Below are 14,722 nucleotides of genomic sequence, written 5' to 3' on the forward strand. Positions count from 1 at the left end.
CCCAAGGATCTGCCAAACCCAACGCTTGCTTAAAAAGTGCCTCAACTGACATCCCCAGAAGCATAGAACGCAGCGACCGATACGGGAACATTCAAATCAGCCTACCCACCTCAGATCCGGTAGAGCCCCCAATTACATCGGTCGGCGTGACTTCGGTCATGGTTTGTTCACTTGGGAAACGGTTTATGGTCATGAGCAGCGTCACATCAATGCTCGCAATGATGAGATTTCGAATTTGCTTTGGGATGAATTCGGAACTGATCCCGATGAGTTTGAGACTAAGCCACCCTGTGACGGAGCAAGAGAGGCTGCCGAGGAGAAGGGACGCCGCATACCGGACCGGTTGCCGGGAAATTCAGACTATCATCCTGATAAAAACGGAGGTCTCTCGCCACCCCATCCAGGAGGTATTACGCCAGCCCATCCGTTTCAGCCGGAAGATGGTAAGCCATACAACCCCCAACCCGGAAGCGAGAATGCACCGCCTCCCACTCCCTTTTAGTATTCTGCCCTCCGATGAAGTTAGTTTGTCTCATCTTTGTTGCGCTGTTTGAACCGCTAGTGACCGCGACTGCAGAAGAGGTTTGGCCGTTGGTCGAGGTGCAATTTGAAGGGGGCTGGGAACCTCGAACAAGTGTAGTATTTGATCCTCAGAAGGGAGTGATCGTTTGGCGGAGGCAGGCCCAAGGAAGTATCGCTCCTATGACTCGAACGTTGAAGATGAAAGATCGACATGCGTACCGAAGTTTTTTGGAGGCTATGATCAATCGATTTGAGAAGGCATCGAGTGATGGGTTGCCAGCCGACGACGAGCCTCTCTACTTAGTGAGGTACGGTCGTGATTCTTCACTGGCTTTGACTACTAAAAGATTCGTGAAGCATCCAGTTTCCTTGAGCTTGATTCTAAAAGGTGAGGAAGGAGGGAAAGCCGCAATTGCCCACCTCGAAGAATTCGACAAAAGGCAAGCGCTCCTCTCATTGTTGGGTGAAATATCTTCACTTCGCGACGAGGTACTATCGGAACAAGTTGCGGACCCCGTTAAGGGGGGAGAACCGAAGGGAGAGAGCGTCAGGTGAGAATAGCGCTAATTTCACCGTTTTCCGCCTCGCTCCTCAAGCCAGGCTTTACGGGATCATTCTCGACATGGCCAAACGCGAAGCTGCCGCCCGTGCTGTGTCGAAAATCGGAGGAATTGGAATGCCGCCAGGTCCGACTCTTTGGGGCATGCCCCCCCAAGCTGCTTGGATGCTCTGGAATCGGCAACAAGCCGCACGAAATCCGAGACCACTCCTTCCCGGCGAACCACCCGATCCCACACCCCGTCCTCCAATGCCAGGTCAATCTTTTGGGAATCCCATTTCGGCTTGCCGCCGTCCCAACAAAACCGGTAACTATCCCCAAAGGCAGGCAAACTTATGAAAAACCTAAAATTCATCCTCTTAGCGCTCGTTCACTTAGTCTTTTTTGCCAACTCAGCTCAGGCTCACTATGACCCGAATATCGGACGTTGGCTATCGAGAGATCCGATTGGGGAGCAGGGAGGAATCAACCTGTATGGGTTTGTGGAGAATGATGGGGTGAATCGGTGGGAATTCTTGGGTCTAAGGCCATACGACACGGTAGGGGAAGCTAGAGACGCGATGTATGGTGCGCTTGCAAAATCGCAAATCACTTCGATCAATGCTGGACGTGATGAAATCACGAGCAAATTTGGGGATCGGTGGGACACCGCAACTTCATTTGAGGGCAAACACGTAGTGGTTGCTCGCGTGGGCCTTGGTTTCAACAACAAGACGGATGGGAAGGAGCAGACAACTGTATTTTTTCACATTGGAAGAGAGTATTCTTCTGAACTTTACTGTTTTGATGAAGGCGGGAAGAAGTATGACTACACCGATCCATTGGAGGGTCCGCTGCCAAGCATTGCTGAGGTTTCTATATCGGGGGGTGGTGTCATCTATGCAAATGACGAACGATTTACTGAATTACAATTTATCCCTAGTGCCAGGGCTGGCAATGAAGGTAAAAAACTAATAGAGATTTCACATACTCATCCGAGAAAAATGCAACTAACCCTTCAAGGCTTGGAAAAAATCAGCCCTAAAGATACAGCTATCCGAGGGCCTTCTGCGACCGATAGGGACCATATCAAGCGTCTGAGGGAGAGTATTCCCGATCTTCAAGGATCAGTGTTTGATTGGGATCAGAAGAAACATGATTATTAAATGGGAATCATGAGAATTGACGCCAAGTGCTTGTGTGTCGGGTCGCTATTAATGATATCGAATTTGGTATGTGTTTCCTGTGATCGCCAAATATCTAGCTCCCCAGATAAGAGGGACTTGGCGGAGCCTCCGGTTTTGCTCGACGATCTGCTTATTCCGGGTGCATTCAAGGATGGCGAAAAAATTTCAGTTGTAGCGTATTTGGTTAACGATGCTGACGGCTGGGTATTGTACGGTGCTAACCCTATTTTGTGGGGCGGAATGGATGATCCCTCTGGCGGATCTAGCGCCCCATTTGTAGATGTGTCGACTAGGATACCCGCTAAATTAAGCGAAATCGGTATTGTTCCGCATTCGATGGCTGGAGAGGATTTTACGATCGCCAACGACTTGGTTATCGTAGATGGGACCTTCAGAGAAGGTGAAGAATCGAAAAGGAAGCGTAATTGGGTTGAGGTAGCGAAAGTAACACTTTTCGACAATCAATAAAAAATTGTGAAATGTGACACGTTTTTATTTCACCTGTTCCTCCCCTTCTGAAAAAGGTGCCAGGAAAAAAGTAAAAAGAGGTAGTTAGTGAATTGATTTGCAATGGGTTGATGTGGATGTTGTGCGGGCGGATCTGGGGTGGCGGGGTGGCCTCAAAGGCAAAGCGACAGACACTTCAAATGCAATGCCAGCGAGGCCATCGAGCAGCACCCCGAAGACCTTGAAGATTATTACCTCGCCGTCGATTCGCTCAAGGATCGTGGTCGCAGCTATTCGCCAGACGAAGCGAAACATGAGCTGGGATTATAAGATTGAAGGGTGGCGAGGGAAAGGCACGGGGTTGGCCAGCGACAATAAGGTCGCTGCTCCGGAAGGGCGGGCTCCCCCGCACTCCAAAGTTCTAGCGCGATGCCTTGAGGGCTTCGATGCTGAGGGCGAGGTGGAAGAGGTTTGAGGTGGCGCTGCGTTTGATTTGATCCATCAGGGCGCTGAAGAGCTCGAAGGCCTCGTTCTTGTATTCCACGAGCGGATCCTTCTGACCTTGGGATCGGAGGTAGACGCCTTCGCGGAGTTCTTCCATTTCGGCCAGGTGCTCCTGCCAGCCTTGGTCGATGGCGAAAAGGATGGCGCGACGTTCTTCGCGTTCGAGGAATTCGGGAGGGGCATCGGCAATGCGCTGAACGTAGCTTTCCCGGATGCGCTTGGTGATTTCCGGTTCAATGCGATCAGGAGCAAGCTGGGATGGGTCGTCGAGTTCCAGGTGAAAATGCGAACGCACCCACTCGAGAAGGGGCTTCAAATCCAGGTTGAATGGATCGCACTCCGAGAGATGCGCATGGATGTCGTCGGCGACGCTTTCCTCGATGGTCTGGATGGCGAGTTCGCGGATGTTTTCAGTGGCCAGGGTATCATTTCGGAAGTCGTAGACGATCTCGCGCTGGAGGTTCATGACGTCGTCGAAATCGAGGACTTGCTTGCGGCCTTTGGCGTCGCGTTGTTCGAGGCGGGTCTGGGCGGCTTCGACGAGTTTTCCGAGCGAGGGGATCTTGCTGCCGCTTCTTTTCGGCTGCTCGATGAGGGCGGCCATCTGGGCGGGGTCGCCGTGGTTCCGCATCAGGTCGTCCTCGAGGGAAATGAAGAACTGCGAGGCTCCGGGATCGCCTTGACGCGAACAACGACCACGGAGTTGTCGGTCGACGCGGCGCGAGGCGTGGCGCTCGGTGGCGATGACGAACAAGCCGCCGAGTTCGGCGACGCCTTCGCCGAGTTTGATGTCGGTGCCGCGGCCGGCCATGTTGGTGGAGACGGTGACGGCACCGCGTTGGCCGGCGAGGGCGACGATGCCGGCTTCCTGCTCGTGCTGTTTGGCGTTGAGGACGGAGTGCGGGATCTTCGCGAGCTTGAGCATGCGAGCCATGGTCTCGGAGGCTTCGACCGAGGCGGTGCCGACGAGCACCGGCTGGCCGGTTTGGTGGGCGGCTTCGATGCTGCGGATGACGGCCAGGTACTTGTCGCGGCGCGTTTTGAAAAGCTGGTCGTTGCGATCGATGCGGAGGTTCGGTTTGTTGGTCGGGATGGGTAAGACATCGAGACGGTAGATGTCGTGAAACTCGGCCGCGGCGGTTTCGGCGGTGCCGGTCATACCGGCGAGTTTTTCGTAGAGGCGGAAGTAGTTCTGAATGGTGATCGTCGCGTAGGTTCGGGTCTCTTCTTCGATGGCGACGCCTTCCTTGGCTTCGACGGCCTGATGAAGACCGTCGGACCAGCGGCGCCCCGGCATTTCGCGGCCGGTGCTTTCATCGATGATCGTGACCTTGCCGCCACGCACGACGTAGTGGACATCGCGTTCGTGCAGGCAGTAGGCGGCGAGCAGTTGGGAGATGCCGTGGATGGAGGCGGCGCGTGCGTTGCGCTCTTCGTGGAGGGTCTGCTTCGCGGCGGCTCGCTGCTCGCGCGAGAGCTTCGGGTCGGCGTCGATGGCGGTGAGCTTCGCGCTGAAATCCGGCAGGGTGAAGCTGTCGGGATCATTCGGTGAAAGGAACAAGCGGCCCTTTTCCATGAGGTCGGCGTCGCGGCGTTTGTCGTCGACGGAGAAATAGAGCTCCTCCTTGAGTTCATGGATGTTTTTCCGGAAAGCCTGCTGCTGATAGCGGAGTTCGGTTTTTTCCAGAAGCCGGCGCAGTTCGGCGCTTTCCATGAAGCGCAGGAACTGGCGGTGGCGGGGTTGGCCGAGTTTGAGTTTGAGGAGGGCCAGGCCGGCGCCGGCTTGGTCGCCGGATTCTAACAGACGCTTCACGTCGGCGGCGAGTTGGTTGCAGAGGGCGGTCTGGACTTTGACGAGTTTCTGGACGCCCGGCTTGAGCTCGAGAAGCGGCTGGGAGGATTGATCGGTGGGGCCGGTGATGATCAAGGGCGTGCGGGCGTCGTCGATGAGGATGGAATCCACTTCGTCGAGGATGGCGAGGTAGTGGCCGCGCTGGACCTGCTCGTCGTGGCTTTGGGCCATGCCGTTGTCGCGGAGGTAATCGAAGCCGAATTCGGAATTCGTGCCGTAGGTGATGTCGCAAGCGTAGGCGCTTTGGCGTTCTTTCGAGCGCATCTGGTTTTGCAGGCAGCCGACGCTGAGGCCAAGGGAACGGTAGAGCGCGCCCATCCATTCGGAGTCACGCTTGGCGAGGTAGTCGTTGACGGTGACGACGTGGACTCCGAGGCCTGTTAGGGCGTTGAGGTAGACGGGCAGGGTGGCGACGAGGGTTTTGCCTTCGCCGGTTTGCATTTCGGCGATGAGGCCGCGGTGGAGGGCGATGCCGCCGATGAGTTGGACATCGAAGTGGACCATGTCCCATTTCAGGGGCTGGCCGCTGACGAGAATTTCGGTTCCGCAGAGTCGGCGCGCGGCATTCTTTACGACCGCGTAGGCGTCCGGGAGGATCTGGAGGAGGTACTTGGCGCGGGCTTTGGCGAAGTGGTCCTCGACGTGATGGAAGGCGGACTTGGCGCTCTCGATCGCTTCGGGAGTGGGGGCGACATCTGCAGGGAGGGAGGGGAATTCCTTGCGGAGGGAACTGAGGCGTTGCTGGAGGGCGCTGGCGGTTTCCTTGAGCGCGGCTTCGTCCATCTGATCGACCACGGTCTTGGTGGCAACCTTCAGCGGATGGTAGCGGGCGAGATGGTCCTGCCATTGGGCGGTCAGCTCGCGGAGGGTGTCGGCGGGTTCTTGTTGGAGTTTTGCCTCGATGTCGTTGATGCGTTTGACGATCGGGCGGATGCGGCTGAGCTCGCGCTCGTTCTTGCTGCCGAAAATTTGAGGAAGAGAAAAAGTGATCATAAAAAATGGATGACTGGCTGCGGAGGTTTTTCCGCAGGAAAGATGAAGTGGTTCGAATAGCAGGTGCCATGAAATGGCGGGGAGCCTGCCGGAGGGGCAGGTGGGTAGGCGTGACTTCCCTGCAGGTCAGGAGGCACTCGAGCCCGTGTTAGGCGAGTGCGGAACGGGAGTCGCGATCAGCAATTGGCTGGCGCCGGGGGCGCGCGTCCCTGGACGGCGCCGCTGCGGCGGATGGTCTCGATCCGGCTGATGAGCGGACCGATGGCGAGACGCAGGCCGGCAGGAACTGTGAGATTGCTGCCGTGGTTGGCGTTCCCTGTGAGTCCGAGGAGAGGAGTGGTGGGCGTGCTCGACGGATTGGTATCGTTCGCGAGCTGGGTGACGCTGCCGCCGTCAAGGTGGGCGGATTTTCGCAACGAGGCCTTTTGTTGGGCCAGCACGTTGCATCCGAACAAAGCAACCAAGGCGAAGACCCAGGGGATCAGCACGTGTGGATGGAGCTTTTGCCGGAAAGTGGTCATGGAGGGTCAGCTTGGGCTGACGGAGAGCAGAGTCGTGGGGCTGGGGAATTTGTCAAATCCGATTGGAGCGCGGACTTTAATCCGCCAGGGTTGCGATATCGAGCGGACTAAAGTCCGCGCTCCGATGGTTCCCATCGGATGCCGATGCTGGAGAAGGGCCAGTCTTCGGCGGTTTGGCAAAGACCTGCTTTGACAGGGTTCTGGTGGATGTAGTTGAGAGATCGGTAGAAGTGGGATTCGTCGCGGATGAAGCGGTCGTAGAAGTCGGGCTGCCAAAGGGTTCCTGCTTGATTGAGAAGGCGATTGATTTGGACGGCGGATCCTCCCTTCCATTGTTTGACGATCATTGGGAGCGGATCGTCTTTCAGCAAACGGACCAAGACATGGACGTGATTGGGCATGATGCACCAAGCGAGCAGTTTGTAATCGTGAGGATGGCCGGAGATGAGTTCATCCTGGAGGACGGTGGCCACTTCAGGTTCGCGAAGAAGGCATGCGCCGTGGCCAACGTCTTCGAACTTTGCGATGCGGCGGTGGAGTTCGCTGGATGCTCGGTCGGAGATCTCTTTGTCCGGGGAGTTCAGCATGGCTGAGAGTTCCTCTTTCCAGTCGTTGATGACTTTCTTCGGGACGGAGTCGGCGAGGCGGAAGGTGATCGCTTGTACGGAGTCGGGGTAATCGCGGTGGGGGAGATATCCGCGGGTGTAGGTGCCTTTGTGCTCCATGGAGCACGGAATCTAGCCCGCCTGTTTGGCGGGGGGGAAGCTGGAGTTTCGGGCGGACTAAAGTCCGCGCTCCGTTAGAGGACGTCGCCGTAGAGGGTGAAGCCGGTGCACTCGTTGACCTTAATGTCGAGGATCTGGCCGGTGAGCTTGGCTTGGTCACCCTTGAAAATGAGGATCTTGTTCTGCGGGGTGCGGCCGGTGAGGGTCTCCTTGTTGTTCTTGGAGAGGCCTTCGCAAAGGACCTGCTGGACGCTGCCGACGAGGGCGTGGTTTTTTTCCTGGGCGAGCCGGTCGACGACGGCAAGAAGCCGCTGGTTGCGCTCTTCCTTCACGCGCTCGGGGAGCTGGTCATCCATCTCGGCGGCGGGGGTGTCCTTGCGCTTGGAGTAGCGGAAGACGAAGGCGTTGTCGAACTGGAGGCGCTCGACGGTGTCGATGGTGGCCTGGAAGTCTTCTTCGGTCTCGCCGGGAAAGCCGACGATGATGTCGGTGGTGATGGCGATGTCCGGACGGGCGGCCTTCATCTTTTCGCAGATCTCGATGAACTTGGCGTTCTTATACGGACGGCGCATCGCCTTGAGAATGCGGTCGCTGCCGGATTGCATCGGGAAATGGATGTGCGAGCAGAGCTTCGGGAGGTAGGTGAAGGCGGCGACGAGGTCGTCGCGGTAGCCGATCGGATGCGGCGAGGTGAAGCGGATGCGCTCGATGCCCTCAACGCCGTGAACAGCTTCGAGGAGTTGGACGAAGGGCGACTTGCCATCGACTTTCTCGAACTCGGTGCGGCCGTAGAGGTTGACGATCTGGCCTAACAGAGTGATCTCCTTGACGCCGTGGGAGGCGAGCATTCTGACCTCGTCGACGATCTCCGAAATCGGGCGGCCGCGTTCTTTTCCACGGGTGTCGGGGACGATGCAGAACGAGCAACGCATGTTGCAGCCCTGCATGATGGAGACGAAGGCAGAGGCGTTGTGCTCTTTGGGAACGTGGTCGCGGATGGTGTTCTGTGAGCCGCTTTCTTCTTCGACGTCGCAGACGTTTTCGCCGTGGAGCGAGAGTTCGAGTTCGTCCATGCGGCGTTCGAGACGGCGCTGGAGGATGCGGTCGACGTATTCGAAGACCTTGTGGTATTTCTGGGTGCCGACGACGACATCGAGGTGCGGGACTTTTTCGAAGAGCTCGGGTCCGCGTGACTGGGCCATGCAGCCCATGAAGCCGTAGACCACGTGTGGCTTTTGTTTCCGGTGGGAACCCATGTGGCCCATTTTTCCGAGTGCCTTCTGCTCGGCCTGATCACGGACGGAGCAGGTGTTGATGAGGATGGCATCGGCCTCCGCTTCGTTGCCGGTGACGGTGTAGCCGCCTTCGCTGAACATCTGCGCGACCTGTTCGGAATCGCGCTCGTTCATCTGGCAACCGTAGGTGCGAATGTGGACCTTGGGCATGGTGGGGGGAAGGGATTAGGGATCTCCGGTGATTGTTCAATGGTAAATCAGGGCCGAGCCCTGATCTGAGAAGTGCGTCTTCGGTGGTGGTGAAGGACCCCGGGGTGGTCGTCGCTGACGCTCCTCGACCCCGGGCTAGCTTCTGTAGCCCATTCAGGGCAAAGAATCAGGGCAGAATCATGAAGATGCCGCCTTGGGAGGCCCAGTCGGCAACGGCGACGGGGACCCAGCGGCGTTCGTAACTCGGGCCCCAGGAGTCGGAAACCGCGAATTCCTGGGTGGCTTCGTTGTAGCCCACGATCATGCAGATGTGGTGGTTGCTTTCGACGCGCTCGGTTTCGATGAGGGCTTCGTTTTCCTCGGCAATGGTGGTGGCCCAGGCGTTCCAGTCGGTGACGTTCCGGCGACGCTTGGTGTTGTTGTTGGCGATTTGGTTGTATTCATCGAGCGAGCGCATGGCCCAAATCACGGGAATGCCGTCATCGATGTATTTCTGAACGTCGCGGATGCGGAGCTTCTTGGTGCGCTCATCTTTGGGGCGCCGACCTTTGCGGTAGACCTGGGAGCGGACGTTCTCGAGCAGTTTGCCAACCGAGGTGCCACCACCGATGGAGGTTTCGCCGATCATGGCGAGGAGATACATGTCGGCGTCGATTCCCATGGTACGCATTGCGCGTTCAAAGGTAGCGGGCACGCAGTAGCCCTTGGGTCCCTGATTTACCATGGGGATCTGGCTGAGGTAGACGTCGCCGTTTTTTTCGCGCTTCACATCGGAGGCGAGGCGCTTTTTGAGATCCATGTCGGCGACCTTGCCGGTTTTCCCGCCGGATTCGGCAAGTTCGAGGGGGACGATGGAAAGGGAGACGTACTCGTTCTCCTCGCTGGAGAGGAGGAGCGAGTGGCCGTTCCAGTCCCAGCGTCTGACGGTTCGGCGACTTTTTCCTTCGCCGTAACGCTGGGTTTCGGCCTCGCCAAGGGCGGAGGAAATGGCCTTTTCGATGGCCCGCTCGTCGTTTTCCATCGCTTCGGCGAGCGATTTGATGGTGGCTTCGCTGCCTCCTTCGAAGTGATCGGCCCCCATGCCGGCGGTGCTGCCGAAGTCGCCTTTGTTGGCAAAGACGGCGGAGAGATTCGTCGGGTGGCCCTGCTCATCCGCGTAGAGGGCGACGGAGTATGGGCGGGTGCCGAAGAGCTTGTAGTCAGGCCGGGCGTAGAGTCGCCAGCTGGTGCTGTGCCTGGTTTTCGATTCGACGGGCAGCCCCAGGGCTTTGGCGATCTCCCTGGCGTCGCGAACTTCGAAAGGAGTGCCGGCGAAAAGGGGCTTGCCGACGGTTTGAGCCAGCTTGGCAAGCTCGGTACTGAGCTCGCGGGCCTCCGCCCGGAAGCGTTCGCGGTCGCCATCGGGCAGCAGACCGGGAGCAACCTCGAAGAGGCGGCCGTCGTTCTGGCGCCGGAGCAGGTAGCGGTCATCGCGAATCCCTTCGAAGCGAACCATCAGGCTGCTGCCTTGATCGTCCCGAATGGGGCGCCATTCGCCGACTTTTGCCGGGGAAGGATGGATCGATGCGATGAGGAGCGCGAAAAACAGGCGATTCATGGGTTTGGGTGGATTTATAACGCTGCCGCGGGCGGATTTCGTTGGGGAAAATGCGAGCTGACAGGGTGGTCGCCCGCGATTCGTCGCGGGTTTCGGGCGCTCCCATGGCGGTGAAATCTGTCTGGCAAGGTTCCCTGAGGGCTTGCAAGTCGTCGGATCGGTGTCGATGCTGCCGCCGATGTTCGATTTCATGCTGCCCCGCTGGAAAAAGGAGGCGAAGCACCTCTACAAGGGGTCGAAAAAATTTCTCCACTACAAGCGGGATCTCCTCAAGGAAGGCCGCGTCGAGGAAATCGAGTCGCGTCGCAGCGATCTGCTCGCCGCGATGAAGGGAGGCGATAAGGAAGCGACGATCGAGGCAGGCAAGCAATTGCGCGCGACCTGTGAACAGGCGATGCCCCGCGCGACCCGTCAGAACGGATGGGAGGAAAACGTGGAGGTGATTTTTGTCGCGCTGGTGGTGGCGCTCGGACTGCGGGCCTATGTTTTGCAGCCATTCAGGATTCCGACGGGTTCGATGCAGCCGACATTGAACGGCATCGTCATCGATCAGGGGGGTGAAGACTTCAAATCGCCATGGATTGGCAAAAGGGCTTTCGATTGGGTCTTCAGTGGCCGCTCCTACCGCGATATCGTGGCGGAAAATGATGTAACCGTGGTGGGAGTGAAGGACGCCTCCTGGTTCCTTTTCACGCGATCGAAAGTGAGCTTCAGCGATGGGACGACCGTTTCCATTCCCGCAGCGACCGGAGAGACCAGTGGTTTGGTCTTCGAGGATGTGGATGGCGACGGGCAACCTGACCGAGGACGTTCCTACAAAAAGGGGGAGTCCATCTTGCGTGGATCGATCACCACGGGCGACCTCGTGCTGGTCGACAAGTTTTCCTATCACTTTCGCAAGCCGAAGCGGGGTGAGGTTTTCGTTTTTGATACCCGCGCGATCCCGACTCAGCAGCAGGTGCCGGGGCGGATGAATGATCAGTCCGGCGGGTCCCACTACATCAAGCGCCTGTGTGGCGTGCCGGGTGATGTCTTGAGTATCGAGCAGCCCGATCTGCTGATCGACGGGAAGATCGCCCAAGAGCCGGGAATTCGGCGGGTTGCCGAACTTCAGGGCGCCTATGGGGGACCGGGCAGGCCTGGCTATCATCTTACGGGTCCGGTCAAGGCTCGGGGATATCCCTATGCTCAGCTGGAGCGGGAAGGGGATTCACTTGCCCTCAGGGCGGACCTTCCGCCGGCCATGCGCGAGTATGCCGCGCTGGGTGATAACACCGGGAACTCCCTGGATTCAAGGTATTGGGGGCAGGTTCACGGCTTCAACGTCCTCGGTCCCGCGATGTTTGCCTTGTGGCCCTTTGGCTCAGGACACTGGGGATTCATCGATTGAGCCTGTTCTGGCCTCGCTCCTGCTGCGCAAATGCACGCATTTCATTTTCGCTGATAGGAACCAATGCTGCCGACCTCATTTGCACCTCATCTGCATGACTGAAGCCGCTAAAATCACCAGCCAAGCAAAGTCCAACCTGGCCTTTGCCTTGCGCATCCTGCCCAAGGAGCGGCGCGATGATGCGGTGATTTTTTACGCCTTCTGTCGCGTGATCGATGATCTCGCCGATGATCTCGGCGTGCCGGTCGAGCAGCGTGAGAAAGGTCTCATGGAATGGCGGGAAGGACTTGAGGAAGGATTTCCAAATGGCGATGCACTCCAGCTCGACGTGCTCGCCATGCAGCAGCGTCGCCAGATTCCGACCGAGCTGTTGGTTGCGATTGTCGATGGCTGCCGGATGGATCTCCGGCCTCAGCGTTTCGAGACCTGGGACGAGCTTTCGGGATACACCTGGAAGGTCGCATGTGCCGTCGGACTGATCGCCATGCGGATCTTTGGTGGCGAAGTTCCAGGCTGTGAAAAGTATGCGGTCGCTCTCGGGCATGCCCTGCAAATCACCAACATCCTGCGCGACGTGCGTGAAGACTTCGACAACGGAGGTAGGATCTATCTGCCGATTGAGGATCTGCGAAAGTTCGGCTACAGCGAGGGGGACCTTGCGGGAAAAGTGCAGGACGAGAGATTCTTCAAGCTGATGAACTACGAAGCGGATCGCGCGGAGGGCTTCTATCGGGAAGCCGAGGCGTCACTTCAGAATGTCGATCGCAAGGCCATGGTCGCTGCCGAGGTGATGCGGGAAATCTATCAGACCCTGCTGGGCAAGATGCGCAGGGACGGCTTCCGCGTCCACGAGCAGCGTTACCGGCTTTCGAAAGCGCGCAAGATGACGATCTTCTCCAAGCACCTGATGCGTGGAGCCATGGCGTGAATATCCTTTGCGGGATTTCGTTTAACAGATCCATGAATGCCCTTCGATTCTTTGCCCTCGCGGGTGCCGGACTGATGATTCCGATTTCCTCATGCAGCAGCTATCAGCAGCAGGCCGGAGTGATCGGTGGATTGGCGGGCGCGGGACTGGGAGCGGCATTCGGGGATGATCATCAGGATGCCGTCGCGGGCGCCTTGGTGGGCGCCGCCGTCGGTGCCGGTGGTGCGGCGCTGCATGAAAAAAGCCGCCAGAATCCCGCGCAGGATACCCGCCAATACGAGCGCTACGGCATCCCGCCGGATCAGCCACAGCCGCCGCCGGTGAGGCAGGGCATCCACGAACCTCAACTTAGCCCGGCGGTGGACCCCGAGCCGCCGACGTCGAGCTATCCTGTCGCGCGACGAACCGACCATCCCCACGAAGTGGAAAGCCCTTATCCACCGAATCACCGGATCAATGTCGAAGGTTTCAGCAGTGGCCAACTGGCGAAGGATCCAAAGAGTGGAAAGATCTTCCGGATACCTTGAGGCTTGTTGATTTTTTCGAGGCCGAGACGAGAAGGACGCCTAGTTTGACGGATTTCACGAATTTGATGAACGCTTTTCTTGGCGGTCCTGGCGTCCTGGCGTTTCAACTTCCCGAATTGCAGGCCGAATTATCCAATGGATGGGCTTTCTGAAGAGGCGGGCGATTTTTGGCGCTTTCCATGTGTGGAGGCAGGCATTTGACTGCCGCCCATGACTCGCCCCGACGAACGCCAGAACGACCAACTCCGCCCGATTTCCTTCATTCCCGATGTGGCTCCACACTCGAATGGCTCGGTGCTGGTTTCCTTCGGCAATACCCGGGTGATCTGCACGGCGACGATCGAGGACGATGTGCCGCGCTGGATGAAGCAGCAACGCGTCGCCGGTGGCTGGGTGACGGCGGAGTATTCAATGCTGCCTTACTCGACGCTTGATCGGAAATCTCGCGACATTTCACGCGGCAAGCTCGACGGTCGTTCTTCGGAAATCCAGCGCCTGATTGGTCGCGCGCTCCGTGCGGTGGTCGATTTGAAAAAGCTCGGCCAGCGGACGGTATGGATCGATTGCGATGTCCTTCAGGCCGACGGTGGCACGCGCACGGCATCGGTGACCGGTGGGTGTGTGGCAATGGCGATCGCGCTGAATCGATTGATGGGTGCCGGCAAGCTCAAGGAGTTTCCCCTCACGCAATTGGTCGCGGCGATTTCGGCAGGTGTCTATCAGGACGTGCCGGTGCTCGATCTGAACTACCCGGAAGACAAGAATGCGTCGGTTGACTTCAATGTTGTGATGACCGAGCGGCTCGAGTTCGTCGAGGTTCAGGGCAGCGGTGAAGAAGCGGTCTTCACCAGCGAGCAGATGGATGCCATGCTGGCCCTCGCGAAGAAGGGTGTGGGTGAGTTGATCACCCTGCAGAAGGCGGCGATTCTTGAAGCGGATCGTCCGGGTGGGGATGCGTTTGCGAGCCTCGCGGCAGCATTCAAGAAGTGAGCGATGAAAGGGGCGACGGTTTCGACGAAGATCCCGGCGCCCGGCGCTGAGGTCTTCGCGCTGTTGCACGACTATGAACGTCGTCTGGAGTGGGATACCCTGCTGTGTGAGGCGCGTCTAACAGGTGGCTTCAAGGCAGCGGAAAAAGGCGCGACCTCGGTTTGCGTGGGGCGTGACTTTTTCGGCAAGGTGGCGATGGAGACGCGCTATGTGAGCTTCGAGCCGGGGCGCCTGGCGGCAGTTGAGCTGGTGGGAAAGCCGTGGTTCTTTGAGAAATTCGCAGCTTCGATCCGCCATGACGATGTCGATGGCGGATCAATGATCACCTACAAGTTCCGCTTTGCCGCGAAGCCACGCTGGCTGGCGTGGGCGATGGAGCCGATGATGCTGGGGTATTTGAAACACGAGACCGCGAAGAGGCTGGAGGCTCTGGCGTCGGTGTGGGGCCGCGTTTGAAGCGGAGCAGGTTGCAATGGATGGAATGCAGGGTGCACAGCACGGCCTGCCCTGCTGGTCGCGTTTGCAAGCTCTCAGGTCGCCCCGTCAGGGGATGGAG

General features: G+C 58.2%; 13 protein-coding genes. 8 read left to right on the forward strand and 5 right to left on the reverse strand.

Going from position 1 to position 14,722, the window contains the following annotated elements:
* The first annotated feature begins 714 nt into the window (after window positions 1-714).
* The 3 genes from ACFQY0_RS20360 to ACFQY0_RS20370 all read left to right on the forward strand — a co-directional run bounded on the left by ACFQY0_RS20360 (window position 715) and on the right by ACFQY0_RS20370 (window position 2,715).
* Entirely contained in the window at window positions 715-1,077 is a 363-nt protein-coding gene (locus tag ACFQY0_RS20360) for a hypothetical protein (protein ID WP_379716608.1), read from the forward strand.
* Between the two features lie 339 nt (window positions 1,078-1,416).
* Window positions 1,417-2,226 carry an RHS repeat-associated core domain-containing protein gene (locus ACFQY0_RS20365; protein ID WP_379716611.1) on the forward strand — a complete coding sequence of 270 codons (810 nt, stop codon included), beginning with the start codon at window positions 1,417-1,419 and terminating at the stop codon, window positions 2,224-2,226.
* Window positions 2,227-2,361: 135 nt separating this feature from the next.
* Window positions 2,362-2,715 (forward strand): hypothetical protein, encoded by a 354-nt coding sequence (locus ACFQY0_RS20370; RefSeq protein ID WP_379716614.1) that lies wholly within the window; start codon window positions 2,362-2,364, stop codon window positions 2,713-2,715.
* A gap of 400 nt (window positions 2,716-3,115) precedes the next feature.
* On the opposite strand, the gene secA is transcribed toward ACFQY0_RS20370, so the two are convergent.
* From secA to ACFQY0_RS20395, 5 genes are all read right to left on the reverse strand, one after another.
* Window positions 3,116-6,043, reverse strand: coding sequence for a preprotein translocase subunit SecA (gene secA, locus ACFQY0_RS20375; RefSeq protein WP_379716617.1), 2,928 nt, complete (start codon window positions 6,041-6,043; stop codon window positions 3,116-3,118).
* Between the two features lie 176 nt (window positions 6,044-6,219).
* Window positions 6,220-6,564, reverse strand: coding sequence for a hypothetical protein (locus tag ACFQY0_RS20380; protein ID WP_379716620.1), 345 nt, complete (start codon window positions 6,562-6,564; stop codon window positions 6,220-6,222).
* A gap of 107 nt (window positions 6,565-6,671) precedes the next feature.
* Window positions 6,672-7,289, reverse strand: a complete 618-nt coding sequence (locus ACFQY0_RS20385) for an REP-associated tyrosine transposase (protein ID WP_379716623.1) — start codon at window positions 7,287-7,289, stop codon at window positions 6,672-6,674.
* Between the two features lie 74 nt (window positions 7,290-7,363).
* Window positions 7,364-8,734, reverse strand: a complete 1,371-nt coding sequence (miaB, locus tag ACFQY0_RS20390) for a tRNA (N6-isopentenyl adenosine(37)-C2)-methylthiotransferase MiaB (RefSeq protein ID WP_379716626.1) — start codon at window positions 8,732-8,734, stop codon at window positions 7,364-7,366.
* A 166-nt stretch (window positions 8,735-8,900) separates the two neighbouring features.
* A complete protein-coding gene (locus ACFQY0_RS20395) occupies window positions 8,901-10,331 on the reverse strand; it encodes a C39 family peptidase (protein WP_379716628.1) in 1,431 nt (476 codons plus the stop codon).
* A 142-nt stretch (window positions 10,332-10,473) separates the two neighbouring features.
* On the opposite strand from ACFQY0_RS20395, the gene lepB reads away from it, so the two are divergent.
* The 5 genes from lepB to ACFQY0_RS20420 all read left to right on the forward strand — a co-directional run bounded on the left by lepB (window position 10,474) and on the right by ACFQY0_RS20420 (window position 14,622).
* A complete protein-coding gene (gene lepB / locus ACFQY0_RS20400) occupies window positions 10,474-11,721 on the forward strand; it encodes a signal peptidase I (RefSeq protein ID WP_379716631.1) in 1,248 nt (415 codons plus the stop codon).
* 94 nt (window positions 11,722-11,815) lie between these two features.
* Entirely contained in the window at window positions 11,816-12,649 is an 834-nt protein-coding gene (locus ACFQY0_RS20405) for a phytoene/squalene synthase family protein (RefSeq protein ID WP_379716634.1), read from the forward strand.
* Window positions 12,650-12,681: 32 nt separating this feature from the next.
* Window positions 12,682-13,176, forward strand: coding sequence for a hypothetical protein (locus ACFQY0_RS20410; protein WP_379716637.1), 495 nt, complete (start codon window positions 12,682-12,684; stop codon window positions 13,174-13,176).
* Between the two features lie 210 nt (window positions 13,177-13,386).
* Window positions 13,387-14,166, forward strand: a complete 780-nt coding sequence (gene rph, locus ACFQY0_RS20415; RefSeq protein WP_379716640.1) for a ribonuclease PH — start codon at window positions 13,387-13,389, stop codon at window positions 14,164-14,166.
* Window positions 14,167-14,169: 3 nt separating this feature from the next.
* A complete protein-coding gene (locus ACFQY0_RS20420) occupies window positions 14,170-14,622 on the forward strand; it encodes an SRPBCC family protein (protein WP_379716643.1) in 453 nt (150 codons plus the stop codon).
* Window positions 14,623-14,722 lie beyond the last annotated feature (100 nt).

The sequence above is a fragment of the Haloferula chungangensis genome (assembly GCF_042664875.1).
Classification (GTDB): domain Bacteria; phylum Verrucomicrobiota; class Verrucomicrobiia; order Verrucomicrobiales; family Akkermansiaceae; genus Haloferula; species Haloferula chungangensis.

Coding starts and splice junctions, on each gene's coding strand:
- rph (WP_379716640.1), top strand. CDS start 13,387: ATGACTCGCCCCGACGAACGCCAGAACGACCAACTCCGCCCGATTTCC.
- ACFQY0_RS20410 (WP_379716637.1), top strand. CDS start 12,682: ATGAATGCCCTTCGATTCTTTGCCCTCGCGGGTGCCGGACTGATGATT.
- ACFQY0_RS20395 (WP_379716628.1), bottom strand. CDS start 10,331: ATGAATCGCCTGTTTTTCGCGCTCCTCATCGCATCGATCCATCCTTCC.
- ACFQY0_RS20380 (WP_379716620.1), bottom strand. CDS start 6,564: ATGACCACTTTCCGGCAAAAGCTCCATCCACACGTGCTGATCCCCTGG.
- ACFQY0_RS20365 (WP_379716611.1), top strand. CDS start 1,417: ATGAAAAACCTAAAATTCATCCTCTTAGCGCTCGTTCACTTAGTCTTT.
- miaB (WP_379716626.1), bottom strand. CDS start 8,734: ATGCCCAAGGTCCACATTCGCACCTACGGTTGCCAGATGAACGAGCGC.
- ACFQY0_RS20385 (WP_379716623.1), bottom strand. CDS start 7,289: ATGGAGCACAAAGGCACCTACACCCGCGGATATCTCCCCCACCGCGAT.
- secA (WP_379716617.1), bottom strand. CDS start 6,043: ATGATCACTTTTTCTCTTCCTCAAATTTTCGGCAGCAAGAACGAGCGC.
- ACFQY0_RS20405 (WP_379716634.1), top strand. CDS start 11,816: ATGACTGAAGCCGCTAAAATCACCAGCCAAGCAAAGTCCAACCTGGCC.
- ACFQY0_RS20420 (WP_379716643.1), top strand. CDS start 14,170: ATGAAAGGGGCGACGGTTTCGACGAAGATCCCGGCGCCCGGCGCTGAG.